We start from the raw sequence: 12127 nt of genomic DNA, 5'->3' as shown, positions 1-12127 counted from the left end.
GGACAAGCTGGCTAGGCGGCCGCGGCACTTTGGTGCCGAGGAACGTCCGGGCTCCACAGAGTACGGTGGTGGGTAACGCCCACCCGGGGTGACCCGCGGGCCAGTGCAACAGAAAGTAAACCGCCGCAAGGTAAGGGTGAAAGGGTGAGGTAAGAGCTCACCGCGGACTGGGTGACCAGGACGGCACGGTAAACCCCACCGGGAGCAAGACCAGACAGTTGGCTGAATGCTACTCGCACACGAGCTTTGCTCGGGCCGACGGGTGGGTTGCTAGAGATTCGTGGTAACACGCGTCCGAGATGGATGGTCGCCCTCGACAAAACCCGGCGTATCGGCCAGCTTGTCCCTCCATTTCAACCCGGGGACACTTCGGATTGTCTGTCCGTCCCGATGACAGTCGCGTCGATCCTTGGCTGTCGCGAACCGCGACGGTGGCGAAGTTTTGTAGGGGCGATCGCGAATCTGCTTCTACAGACGCTGTGATTAAAAGCTGTCCATGTCTTTCGCCGGGATAGACTTGCCGCATGCTCACACGAGAAATCATTGCAGCAGTGGAAGAACTATGTCCGCCGGCACTCGCCGAGTCGTGGGATGCTGTCGGTCTTGTCGCCGGTAGTCCCGACTGGGAAGCTCGGCGGATCCTGCTGGCGGTAGATCCGTGTGAAAAGACTGTGTCCGAGGCAATTGGCGGTGGTTACGATATGCTGCTTACCCACCACCCGCTTTACCTTCGCGGCACCTCCACCGTTGGTGCTCACACGACGAAGGGTGCGTGGATTACGGACCTGATTCGCGCCGGCGTTTCTCTCTACGCGGCACATACCAATGCTGACTCCTGGGGCACCGCGCAGGCCATGGCCGACCTGCTGGGGCTTGAAAATGCTCGCCCGCTCATTCCCAAGGAAGATGATCCGACTCTCGGTCTGGGCAGAATTGGTACGATTGCCCCGGTGATGCTTGGAGAGCTCGCTGATCGGGTTGCCGATCTGCTTCCACGCACTCCCGCGGGAATCCTCGTGGGTGGTGACGAGGAACGAATGGTGGAGACAGTGGCTGTTAGCCCCGGCTCGGGCGACTCTTTCCTTGGTCTTGTCAACGACTCGGGTGCGGACGTCTACATCACCGCTGATCTGCGCCATCATCCGGCTACCGATCACCTGTGGGGCGGGGGAGCGGCGCTCATTAGCCCCACGCACTTTGCCTCCGAGTGGCCGCTCTTGCCGAAGTTGGCGGGTGCGCTCCGTGAGATGCTTCCGGGCCTTGAGGTGGACGTGTCTACTGTCGTGACAGATGCGTGGGTGAGCCGGCGCTAATTGGCGGCCGTCCTTATCGCCCGTCTGCGTGCCTCGCCGATCTTTGAACTGGGGTCGAGTGTGACGGGTAGTCCTTTGTTGCGCTAGTCGCGCGTCTTGTGAGTGCGAGTTTCGTCGGGCGACGAGATGAGAATGCTCGAAGCACTTCGGGCTCTGGGCTTGTGCGGTGCTACGCCTGCGATTGCCCGATCTGACCAACGTTTCAGCAAATCGTATTTGCGAGCCCTCTGTCTGACAGTTCCCACCGGTAACTTATGTCATTGTGTGCAGTAATAACTGCGAAGGGCCCGTCAATGAGATCTGTTCTTGAGAAGCCTAAATGGGTGTCTAAAGAGGATCAGACCATCACTGAGAGCGTCCTTTTATGAGTTCTGACTTGCTGCTTCTCGGCCACCCAGGGCGGCCGCACCGATGATGCCGGCCTTGTTGCGAAGAGTAGCCGGGATGATTGGCACACGTGTTTTCAGCAGTGGCAGGAACTTGTCAGAGTCTTTGGAGATGCCGCCGCCGACGATGATGAGGTCGGGGTTGAGGAGCTTCTCGTATTCGCCGTAAACGTCCTGGAGTCGGTTTGCCCAGTCTGTCCAGGAGAGTTTCTTGCGGTCCTTAACGGCGGAGGATGCCCACGCTTCGGCTTCTTTCCCGTTCGGGAGGGTCAGGTGACCAAGCTCCGTATTGGGGATGAGGCGGTGGTCGATGACGAGAGCGGAGCCGATGCCCGTTCCGAGAGTGGTGACCAGGGAGGTGCCGGACTGCCCCTTGGCTGCGCCGTACTCGACTTCCCCGTAACCAGCAGCATCTGCGTCGTTAACGACAATCACTTGGGTGTCGAGAACGTTGGAGAAGAGCTCGTCGACGTTCGTTCCGGCCCACGACTTGTGAAGGTTCGCCATCCACATTGCCACGCCGTGAACAATCGGTGCGGGAACGGCTACACCGATCGGAGTGTGCTTGGGAAGTTCAAAGTGCTCGGCAATTTGTCCAACGACTTGAGCGACGTTCTTCGGGGTCGACTTCTTCGGAGTAGGGATGCGATAGCGGTCGGCTACGAACTTACCGGTGGTGAGGTCGACGGGGGCTCCTTTGATACCGGAGCCGCCAATGTCGATTCCGAGTGCGAGGCTCATGGGAGCGTAAGGATCTCGGCGCCGTCTTCGGTCACAACCAGGGTGTGCTCGAACTGGGCGGTGCGGCCACGGTCCTTCGTCAGTACCGTCCATCCATCATCCCACTGGTCCCAGTTGATGGTGCCCAGGGTCAGCATGGGCTCGATCGTGAAGACCATGCCCACTTCGATGAGGTCGTCGTAACGGGGTGCCGTGTCGTAGTGCGGAACGATAAGTCCCGAGTGGAAGGCTTCGCCAACGCCGTGGCCGGTGAAGTCTTCCACAACGCCATACTGGAAGCGCTTCGCATAGGCCTCGATGACGCGGCCGATCACGTTGATGGCACGGCCGGGCTTCACAGCCTTAATACCGCGCTCCATGGAGATCTTCGTTCTCTCGATCAGGAGGCGGGACTCCTCATCGATTTCCCCAACGGGGAACGTTGCATTCGTGTCGCCGTGAACGCCCTCGCGGAAGGCCGTGATGTCGACGTTGACGATATCGCCCTCTTGGAGAACGGTCGAGTCGGGGATGCCGTGGCAGATGACCTCGTTGATTGAGGTGCACAGCGACTTCGGGAACCCCATGTAGTCCAGGCTCGACGGGTAGGCGTTATTGTCGATGAGGAACTCGTGCCCGATCTTGTCCAGCTCATCGGTGGTAATGCCGGGGCGGACAGCCTTGCCAACCTCTTCGAGGGCCTGGGCGGCAAGCTTCGAGGTGCGGCGGATCCGCTCAATGGTCTCCGCGTCCTTCACATCGGAGGCAGTCACCACCTCGGGACCATCATGGAACAGGTATTCGGGTCGCTCAATCGACTTCGGTACAGAGAGCTTTTCCGAAATAGCTCCGGGAACAAGGGTGCCAAGGGGTGCGCGCTGTGCAAGCATAGAACCAAGTTTAGCGTCGAGGAGGTCCACAATGGCGAATCCAAGCCGTCGTGAGTATTGGTACAACACAAAGACGGGCCAGGTTGAGGTAGGCCAGCAGTCCCCATGGACGGACGTTATGGGGCCCTACGACACCGAAGAAGAAGCCCGTAACGCTCTTACGACCGCAGCGGAGCGCAACGAAACGTTCGATGAAGAAGAAGAGGCGTGGGAAGACGACTGGAAGGATGATGAGGACTGACGGTCGACACTGGCGAGCGCGTCATCTCAACAGCAACCGGCAGTGCGAAGATCCCCGGATGCCTGACCGACGCGTCTGCATATCCAACCGCTCGCCGAACCAGTCAGTACGTCAGTGACTCTCGCCACTTGTGCGCTTCACTCAACTGCGCCAGTGGTGATTGGCGAGGAGTTTTTGCCGAGTGTAAGACGGTGATGGTGGAGCGTTGACCGCAGAGGGCGGGCGGCTGAGTCGGCCGGGGGAGCCTTCGCTAGAAGGAATGTTCCCGAGTTGGGAAGGACCGCGACTTGACTGCGGCGACGTAATCGGTGGAAGCCTTCGATAGGGCTTCACCAACCTGGCCGAAGACCTGAACGAAGGAGGGCTGCCAGTCCGTCATTCCCGCCATATCGGACCAGACAAGGACCTGACCGTCAGTTTCGGGACCGGCACCGATACCGATGGTCGGGATCTCGAGGATCGAGGTGATGCGGGAGGCAAGATCGGCGGGAACCATTTCCAGGACAACGGCTGCGGCACCGGCCTCCTGGACTGCAACAGCATCTTCCACAACGCGATCGGCAGCATCATCGCCGCGTCCCTGGACGCGGGGGCCCGAGAGGGTGTTCTCCGACTGCGGCGTAAAGCCAATGTGGGCGATCACGGGAATACCGTTGGAGACGAGCGTGCGAATCTGTTCGGCAACGCGAACGCCGCCCTCAAGCTTGACCGCATTGGCTCCGGCCTTGATGAGCTGGGATGCGGACTCGAAAGCCTGGGCAGGTCCGGTCTCGTAAGTAGCGAAAGGGAGATCGGAAACGATCAGGGCACGCTGAGTACCGTTCGCTACCGACCTCGTTGCACGAACCATGTCGGCCAGCTCCACGCCAAGAGTATTCGAGTCACCGAATACTGTTGTACCAATGGAATCGCCAACGAGAATCATGTCGACTCCGGCGCGGTCAATGATTGACGCGACCATCGAATCGTAGGCGGTCAGCATTGTCAGCGGCTCGCCATGGTGTTTGGCTTCGGCGAGGTGGGCTATCCGGAAACGGCGGGGACGTGGAGGCGTGGGTGTTCCTTCGGTCATGGCAGGTATCCTACCGTGATTCCCGATGTGCTGTCTGACGATGCTGGTTTGTTTCGTGTGCGCCGTGGTGGAGAATCTACTCGCAGGGTCTTGAACAGAGCTATTGCAAGTTCGATGCGACCAGGAGCCATGGGAAAAGCGAGAGCTTGGGGCGGATAAAACGTGAGCGTGAAGCAAGGTAGCAGGAGGTCTTGTAGCAAGGGATAGGGGACGCCCAGTAAGCCCAACTCTCGCAATCCGTCCGTGGCTGGTGACTGTTGGCTACGGCAGGTAGGAATAGGATGAGCAGGCGGGATTACTGCATCCCGGAGTGCTTATCGGAGCAACGCTTGGAGCACGGCGTGGCACGATAGTGTGTAGCGAAGCGAAAGGACCGGGTATGGACCGTCAGCAAGAACATGTCCTTCGGAGCATTCAGGAGAAGGATGTCCGGTTTATTCGGCTGTGGTTCACCGATGTCATTGGCACCCTGAAGTCCGTTGCCATTGCTCCCGCCGAGCTCGAAGAGGCCTTCGAAGAAGGCATTGGTTTTGACGGCTCGTCGATCGAAGGCCTGGCCCGCGTCGTTGAGGCCGACATGTTGGCCCACCCGGATGCATCGACTTTCCAGATCCTGCCCGGGCGTGGCGAGGACGGTCTTGTTGCGCGGCTTTTCTGCGACATCACGACCCGCGATGGCGAACCGGCACGCTCAGACCCCCGGTACGTACTGCGGCGTGCCCTTGAACGGGCCAGCGACATGGGATTTGGTTTCTACACGCACCCGGAGATCGAGTTCTATCTTTTTCACCCAAGCAATGATCCTGATATCGACTTCCGGCCCATTGACAGGGCAGGATACTTCGATCATTCGGCACGGTCTGTGGCACAGGACTTTAGGCGGGATGCTGTTGCGGCCCTCGAGTCGATGAACATCCCGGTTGAGTTCTCCCACCACGAGTCCGGTCCCGGTCAGAACGAGATTGACCTCCGGTACACGGATGCGTTGTCGATGGCGGACAACATCATGACGTTCCGTACCGTTATCCAGGAGGTGGCTATTTCTCAGGGTGTCGTTGCCTCTTTTATGCCGAAGCCTCTTATCGAGCACCCCGGTAGCGGCATGCACACCCACATGTCGCTCTTCGAAGGAGACAGGAACGTCTTTTACGACCCCTCCGGGACCTATCTCCTGTCCGCTACCGCGCGGAAGTTCATGGCGGGCCTTCTCGAGCATTCCCGCTCAATCGCCGCGATCACCAACCAGCACGTCAACTCGTATAAGCGGCTGTGGGCAGGGGATGAGGCGCCGTCCTTTGTGAGCTGGGGCCACAACAACCGTTCCGCACTCGTCAGGGTCCCCGCCCTCCGCCAGGGCAAGCCGCAGTCCGCACGGATTGAATACCGAGCCATCGACTCTGCCGCCAATCCTTATCTCGCATTTGCCGTTCTGCTCAATGCTGGCCTCGACGGGATTGAGCGAAACCTTGAGTTGCCCGACGAGGCACTTGACGATGTCATGGCACTCACCCGTAATGAGCGGAGGGCTCTTGGCATTCGATCCCTGCCCGGCAACCTCGAGCAGGCGCTTTCGCTCATGCACGACTCAGAGCTTGTTGCCGACACCCTCGGTGAAGAGGCTTTCGAGTTCTTCCTACGCAACAAAGAGCAGGAGTGGCAGGGCTACCGTAATCAGGTGACACCGTTCGAGCGTGAACGGTTCCTCCCCATCAACTGACATGCGTAAAGATAGTCCCACCTCGGCGCTCCGCCGGCTCGGCTTCGCCGAACCCGGCAGGGCCAGCAAACTGCTGGACGGAAGAATCGACGAGTGGGAGCCGATCCTCGACGAACTGGGAAACGGTGCCGATCCCGATCTTGGCCTGCTCACCCTTTTGAGGCTCACCGAGGCCAGCCCGCACGCTATGCAAACCCTGCTGAACAGCGAGACGATTCGCAGGTCCGTCTGCGCTATCGCCGCCATGTCCTCCGCCCTAGGCGACATGCTGATCACCCACCCCGAGTGGATTGATGACCTCGGCGATAAAGTCGATATCAGCCCTGACGGAAACGTGTTTCTTGAAGCCCTCGACGTAAAAGAAGGATCCTCACCATCTGACGTAGTTGCGTGCGTGCGATGGGAAGACGGAGTGGCTCGGCTCCGCACGCTCTACTATCGTCAGCTCATCTCAATTGCGGCCAGGGATCTCACCTCGAAGAATCCCGTCGCTGAGTATCGCCGGGTGTCGGAATCTATTTCCGACCTTGTCGATGGTTGCTTGAAGGGCGCCCTGGCCCTTGCTCGCTCGGTCGTTCCCGGATCCGAGAATGTTCGCCTCACCATTATTGCCATGGGCAAGACCGGGGCCCGGGAACTCAACTACATTTCTGACGTCGATGTGGTTTATGTTGGCGAGTTGGCCGATGCTACCGGGTTGTCCGGAACTGAGATGACATCGGATGCTGAGCGAGTTTCTGAAGAAGAGTCTCTGGAGATAGCGACGAAGCTCGCGAATGCTGCGTCGCAGGCAGTGTCGGGGCCGGGGGCGGTTATGCCGCTGTGGCCACTGGATGCGAACCTGCGCCCCGAGGGCAAGGACGGTCCGCTCGTGCGCACGCTTGCTTCCCATGTCGCCTACTACGAGCGGTGGGCGAAGGACTGGGAGTTCCAGGCGCTCCTTAAGGCACGCCCCGCGGCAGGTGATGAGGAACTGGGCCGAGCCTACGTGGATGCCGTGGCCACGTTTGTCTGGTCCGCCTCTCAGCGGGAGGGGTTTGTGGAATCCTCACGGCAGATGCGAACGCGGGTGGAATCCAACATTGCGTCCCAAGACGCCGCCAGGCAGATCAAGCTCGGTGCGGGCGGTCTACGCGACGTTGAGTTTACCGTTCAGCTCCTCCAGCTTGTGCACGGCAGGGTCGATACCTCGCTGCGGGTGAGGAACACCCTCGATGCGTTGGCTGCCCTGCGTGACGGAGGATACGTGGCCCGCACCGATGCGGACGAGCTGGATGGCTACTACCGTTTCCTGCGGACCCTCGAGCACCGGATTCAGCTCCAGAAGATGAGACGTAGCCACGTTCTTCCCATCCAAACCGATCAACTGAGGCGTATTGCGCGGGCGATGAAGATCGACAGGGTCGCGACCGGTGAGGACCTGGAGAAGGAGTGGAAGAAGGTCAGGGGAGCGGTCCGTTCCCTCCACAAGGCGATCTACTATCGTCCGCTTCTCCCAGCCGCGGCACGCTTACGCGATGACGACATTAGTCTGGACCGGGAGGCTGCCGCCGATCGCCTTGCCGGCATCGGATATCGAGACCCCGCCCGGGCGATCGACCACATCTCGGCACTGACCGAGGGAGTCTCCCGCACCGCAAAGATCCAGCGGCAACTTTTGCCCGTTCTCCTCGGCTGGTTTGCGGAAGGACCGGAACCCGATTCCGGCCTCCTTCATTTCCGGATCCTCTCCGAAACCATGGGAAGAACCCACTGGTATATGAAGCTCCTGAGGGACTCGGGTATGGCAGCGAGGCGCCTCGCCCATATTCTCTCCACGTCCCGCTACCTCGCCGAAGCCATCCCGGCCCTGCCCGAATCGGTGAGGTGGCTCGAAGGCAACGAAGAGCTGAAGCCCCTGAGCGGGGCTGCTCTCCGGCAAGAACTCGATGCACTGATTTCACGACGCAAGACGCACGAGGGTGTCGCCATGGCGGGGCGCTATCTGCGCCGCCGCATACTCCTGCGCACCGGCCTCGGCCTTGTCCTTGGCGTGATCGATACTCGCGAGGCGCAGGCATCAATCACCATGGGAGCGGAGATTGCGGTGGATGCTGCTCTGCGGGCCGCGACCGCGAAGGTCCTCGCGGGGCACGACCTGGAAGAAGCACCGTCTCGTTATCTTGTTGTTGGGCTCGGCTCATTTGGTGCCCACGAGATGAGCTACGGATCGGACGCGGACATCCTCTTTGTTCACGAGCCGCTCAGCGATGACAAGGTTTTTGCCCAGAAGATTGCCGTCGAGATCGCGACCACCCTCATTGCAGTGCTGAAAGACGGGGCGGAGGAGCCACCGCTGAAAATCGATGCGGATCTTCGGCCCGAGGGGCGGAATGGACCACTTGCCAGGTCGCTTGAATCCTACGAGGAATACTACGACCGCTGGCTAGAGACCTGGGAACGGCAGGCGCTCCTTATAGCGCGACCGGTTGCTGGCGATGAAGAGTTAGGTGAGTCTTTTATTGGTCTCATCGACCCGATCAGGTATGGGGAGCCGCTGAGTCCGGGGGAGCACCGGGACGTGCGGCGGATGAAGGCGCGTATCGAATCAGAGCGCGCCCCGCGAGGGGTGGAGAAGACCCGTCATCTCAAGCTTGGCCCGGGCGGGATCTCGGATGTTGACTGGACCGTCCAGTACCTCCAACTGGACCACGGCGGATCGAACCCTTCTCTCCGGACCACATCGACACTCGACGGGCTAGTTGCAGCAACCGAAGCGGGCTTACTGAGCCACGGCGATGCTGATCGGCTGGCTGATGCTTGGCTCTTTGCCCAGCACCTGCGGCTCGCGATTGTCCTCGGAACTGGCCGAACCTCCGGGCCCAGGATCGATACCGTGCCAACGGACTCCACCGAGCTTGCCACCATTGCCGCACTCCTATCGAGAGATCACGAGGCGCGTCAGGAAGTGGGCGAAACCTATCTGCGGCTTTCGCGGCGAGCGAGGTCCGTTGTTGAACGCATCTTTTTCGGGGACGATGAGTAAGGATACGAAACTCACGATCAACGGAGAGCAATGAGACTGTACTTGGCCAGGCACGGACAAACCACGTCCAACACGATTCGGGCACTCGACACGGCGGCACCGGGAGCGGACCTTACCGAGACGGGGCGAGTCCAGTCGGAGGAACTGGCGGAGCGCATGACCGATATCCATCTCGACGGAATTCTTGTCTCCCACCTTGTCCGCACGCAGCAAACGGCCGAACCTATCGCCACGTCAAGGAAGCTTGATCCGAGAATCGACCCGAGGATTGCGGAAGTCTCCGCTGGCGACTGGGAGATGGCAAACGATATGCCAACTCTCATGGAGTACTTCGGCATTGCTCAGAACTGGATGGAAGGCGACCTGGATCCACGGATCCCGGGAGGCGAAAATGGCCATGAAGTCCTTGAACGCTTCAATGCTGCAATCGAAGAATCGGATGAAGAGTCGCTCCTCGTGGTATCCCACGGCATGATGCTTCAGGTGTGGGCAACAATCATGGTTGGTGACCCAGCGGGAGAGAAGCTTCCGCACATGACGAACTGCGCCACCGGGGTTATCGAAGGAACCCCCGGCAAGTGGGAACTGGTCGACTGGTACAAGCCACCGACACCCGGCACCGAGGTCCCCGCTGAGGATGCTCCAAAGGAGTAGTCGCCTGTCCTGATTCCCGGTGCCTGACCTATCGAATGACAGTTGTTCTCGAGGATCTCAGGTGCGCAGGGCTTGGTGCACGGCAGGTCGAGGTGTATCGAGTGGGGCAAGGGACCGCGACTTAACAACCAAAATATGATGATCGGCCCGCGGAGCGGGCCGATTCTCTTCTCTTGCAATTATCGAATGATATTGACGCCGACCAATTTGGTGCGGAATCTGTGCGCTGCGTGTCAGAGCAGGATGAGTGCAATGACAATGAGTGCGATGCCGAGTCCGATACCGGCGAACATGACCCCACTACAGCCCTGGCGGGTTTCCTCGGTGCCTCCGCGGTACGGGTTCTGCTGGTATCGCCACGCCGCGTGGTTCGTCCAGGGGCTCGTCTCGTCGTACGGAGTTGATTCCCTCGGTGGTTGCGGATCGCGATCGTCGTAGTTCTCCCATGGGCTCTTCGAAGCCCCATACGGGCCAACCGCACCATCGGCGCCCCGGTTCTTAGCCGACCGGCTATCATCACCGTCATCTCCACCCTTCAAGGCATCTCCCTCGCGGGGGCTATGTGGGTTGGGAGAACTCGGGTAGTCGGGCACGGCCCACTCGTCCCGGTTGTTGACGTACTCGGACCAGTCGCTAGCGTCTTCCGGGTGCTTCTTCATAGGACCAATCCTAGAGGACAACGAATCGACGTTCCTGTTAGTACCTGAACGTGCTCAGGGATATCTCATGGAATGCGGGGTTCTTGGCCATAGGTTGGTCAACCCAGGATTGGTGTGGCATGCACTCGTACAGAATTGGCTCTGTAAACCGTGTCCTCGACCTTCAGCAGAGAAGCTGGACACAATCCTCGAGTGGTTATTTATTTTGTGTACGACACGAGAAGAAAGAACCCATGATCGATTTAAATAATACTAATGCCCGTCAGCAGTGCTACATTTGCTAGCAGGATCAATAAATAGTTGAGTTTGATTTTAAGAAATAGTTTAGTGCCGCCGGGTGGCCTCTGGGCGTGACTTTAGCTCTTAGTGCGGTTCCGGCATTGTCTGTTTTTTTACTAAAAGGAAACTTCTATGTCTGGGAGCAAGGACGATCTTTCGTCGGACCACGATGATGGACGTCGGACCTTTGAAGATTCGGAGACTTTCGTACCGCAGGTTCAAGCGAATGGTCAGAAAAGAGCTTTGGATGCTCAACCAGGTCTTGTAGCGCGGCCCGATGATACTGCTGGCAATGAGCACGGTGTTAGTGCTTCAACCCCGATGCAGCCCCCGGGTCTTGGCGTATATGCGAGCGGTGGGAATCAATTCGGCACATCTCAGGACGGACAGTCGACCTCGATGCATCCTGCGGGGCAGCAATACGGTCAGCAGTACTATCCTTCGGCTCCTCTACCGGGTAGATACCAGCCAGCTATCGGTGTGCAAGGGGGATCGGGCGGTGGTTTTCCGCCGTACGGGCAGAATTCCGATCAGCAGCCAAAGAAGGGCAGAGGCGCGCTTATCGTGTGGATCCTCCTCGGAATCTTCCTGATCCTTGCGGCTACTGTGGGAGTGCTCTTCGGACTCGGCGTCATTGGTAGCGATGATGCGGAACTATCGGTCGAGTTAACCGATCGTGAGGGAACATACGGTAGCGATTCAGAGCTTGATGCCCTGTGGGATGCGTGTGCCGATGGTGATCTAGCGGCCTGCGATGAGCTGTATGAGAATGCAGCTGAGGATTCCGAGTACCGGACATTTGGAAGTACCTGCGGCGAGACAGAAACCGAGTCTCACGGCGACTGCGCGACCAACGCGGTACCTCGAGCATACGGTGACGATCCTGAGCTTGATGCCCTGTGGGATGCGTGTGCCGATGGTGATCTAGCGGCCTGCGATGAGCTGTATGAGAATGCGGTCGATGATTCCGCATACCGGGTGTTTGGCAATACCTGTGGAGAAACGAGTGCCGCGCAGTCCGGAGGTTGCGAGGAGGAGTTATACGCCGATGTGCAGGAGCCATCACCGAGCGCGACCGTGGAGCCTGCTCCAGAGCCCTCGCCCACTCCCGCACCAGAGCCCTCGCCCACTCCCGCACCTGCCCCGAGCTCGGCTTCGGCGCCAGCACCCT

At 59.4% G+C, this 12127-nt stretch carries 10 protein-coding genes and 1 other RNA gene; 7 read left to right on the top strand and 4 right to left on the bottom strand.

The annotated features are described in order from the left end of the window. The first annotated feature begins 3 nt into the window (after positions 1 to 3). Both rnpB and ACTHUY_RS10300 read left to right on the top strand, forming a co-directional pair. An RNA gene (gene rnpB / locus ACTHUY_RS10305) (RNase P RNA component class A) lies at positions 4 to 347 on the top strand. A 177-nt stretch (positions 348 to 524) separates the two neighbouring features. Further along, positions 525 to 1313: a Nif3-like dinuclear metal center hexameric protein gene (locus ACTHUY_RS10300; RefSeq protein ID WP_441675843.1), complete on the top strand. Its 789-nt coding sequence runs from the start codon at positions 525 to 527 to the stop codon at positions 1311 to 1313. A 362-nt stretch (positions 1314 to 1675) separates the two neighbouring features. Here ACTHUY_RS10300 and ppgK read toward each other — a convergent pair whose 3' ends face one another. Next, positions 1676 to 2440: a polyphosphate--glucose phosphotransferase gene (ppgK, locus tag ACTHUY_RS10295; protein ID WP_441655762.1), complete on the bottom strand. Its 765-nt coding sequence runs from the start codon at positions 2438 to 2440 to the stop codon at positions 1676 to 1678. Then, a complete protein-coding gene (gene map, locus ACTHUY_RS10290; protein ID WP_441655763.1) occupies positions 2437 to 3309 on the bottom strand; it encodes a type I methionyl aminopeptidase in 873 nt (290 codons plus the stop codon). The genes ppgK and map overlap by 4 nt, the downstream gene beginning before the upstream one ends. 31 nt (positions 3310 to 3340) lie before the next feature. Here map and ACTHUY_RS10285 point away from each other — a divergent pair, with 31 nt between their 5' ends. Next, positions 3341 to 3550 (top strand): hypothetical protein, encoded by a 210-nt coding sequence (locus ACTHUY_RS10285; RefSeq protein ID WP_441655764.1) that lies wholly within the window; start codon positions 3341 to 3343, stop codon positions 3548 to 3550. A gap of 250 nt (positions 3551 to 3800) precedes the next feature. Here ACTHUY_RS10285 and panB read toward each other — a convergent pair whose 3' ends face one another. Continuing rightward, positions 3801 to 4622 carry a 3-methyl-2-oxobutanoate hydroxymethyltransferase gene (gene panB / locus ACTHUY_RS10280; RefSeq protein WP_441655765.1) on the bottom strand — a complete coding sequence of 274 codons (822 nt, stop codon included), beginning with the start codon at positions 4620 to 4622 and terminating at the stop codon, positions 3801 to 3803. A gap of 379 nt (positions 4623 to 5001) precedes the next feature. Here panB and glnA point away from each other — a divergent pair, with 379 nt between their 5' ends. The 3 genes from glnA to ACTHUY_RS10265 are packed head-to-tail and all read left to right on the top strand — an operon-like array spanning position 5002 to position 10018. Continuing rightward, positions 5002 to 6339 carry a type I glutamate--ammonia ligase gene (glnA, locus tag ACTHUY_RS10275; RefSeq protein ID WP_441655766.1) on the top strand — a complete coding sequence of 446 codons (1338 nt, stop codon included), beginning with the start codon at positions 5002 to 5004 and terminating at the stop codon, positions 6337 to 6339. Between the two features lies 1 nt (position 6340). Further along, a complete protein-coding gene (locus ACTHUY_RS10270; RefSeq protein WP_441655767.1) occupies positions 6341 to 9364 on the top strand; it encodes a bifunctional [glutamine synthetase] adenylyltransferase/[glutamine synthetase]-adenylyl-L-tyrosine phosphorylase in 3024 nt (1007 codons plus the stop codon). A gap of 30 nt (positions 9365 to 9394) precedes the next feature. Then, complete coding sequence (locus ACTHUY_RS10265) at positions 9395 to 10018, top strand: histidine phosphatase family protein (protein ID WP_441655768.1); 624 nt, start codon at positions 9395 to 9397, stop codon at positions 10016 to 10018. Between the two features lie 233 nt (positions 10019 to 10251). On the opposite strand, the gene ACTHUY_RS10260 is transcribed toward ACTHUY_RS10265, so the two are convergent. After that, positions 10252 to 10677 carry a hypothetical protein gene (locus ACTHUY_RS10260; protein ID WP_441655769.1) on the bottom strand — a complete coding sequence of 142 codons (426 nt, stop codon included), beginning with the start codon at positions 10675 to 10677 and terminating at the stop codon, positions 10252 to 10254. Positions 10678 to 11520: 843 nt separating this feature from the next. On the opposite strand from ACTHUY_RS10260, the gene ACTHUY_RS10255 reads away from it, so the two are divergent. Further along, positions 11521 to 12127, top strand: a 607-nt coding sequence (locus tag ACTHUY_RS10255; RefSeq protein ID WP_441678677.1) for a hypothetical protein, incomplete at its 3' end; no start/stop codon positions are given.

The organism is Flaviflexus sp. (assembly GCF_052087705.1).
GTDB lineage: Bacteria > Actinomycetota > Actinomycetes > Actinomycetales > Actinomycetaceae > Flaviflexus > Flaviflexus ciconiae.
Note: the sequence above shows the minus strand (reverse complement) of the source record. Positions and strands in the feature narration are given on the sequence as shown.

Bases quoted from the DNA above. Each gene is read 5' to 3' on its own strand.
- ACTHUY_RS10300 (WP_441675843.1), top strand. From the start codon at position 525: ATGCTCACACGAGAAATCATTGCAGCAGTGGAAGAACTATGTCCGCCG.
- ppgK (WP_441655762.1), bottom strand. From the start codon at position 2,440: ATGAGCCTCGCACTCGGAATCGACATTGGCGGCTCCGGTATCAAAGGA.
- map (WP_441655763.1), bottom strand. From the start codon at position 3,309: ATGCTTGCACAGCGCGCACCCCTTGGCACCCTTGTTCCCGGAGCTATT.
- ACTHUY_RS10285 (WP_441655764.1), top strand. From the start codon at position 3,341: ATGGCGAATCCAAGCCGTCGTGAGTATTGGTACAACACAAAGACGGGC.
- panB (WP_441655765.1), bottom strand. From the start codon at position 4,622: ATGACCGAAGGAACACCCACGCCTCCACGTCCCCGCCGTTTCCGGATA.
- glnA (WP_441655766.1), top strand. From the start codon at position 5,002: ATGGACCGTCAGCAAGAACATGTCCTTCGGAGCATTCAGGAGAAGGAT.
- ACTHUY_RS10270 (WP_441655767.1), top strand. From the start codon at position 6,341: ATGCGTAAAGATAGTCCCACCTCGGCGCTCCGCCGGCTCGGCTTCGCC.
- ACTHUY_RS10265 (WP_441655768.1), top strand. From the start codon at position 9,395: ATGAGACTGTACTTGGCCAGGCACGGACAAACCACGTCCAACACGATT.
- ACTHUY_RS10260 (WP_441655769.1), bottom strand. From the start codon at position 10,677: ATGAAGAAGCACCCGGAAGACGCTAGCGACTGGTCCGAGTACGTCAAC.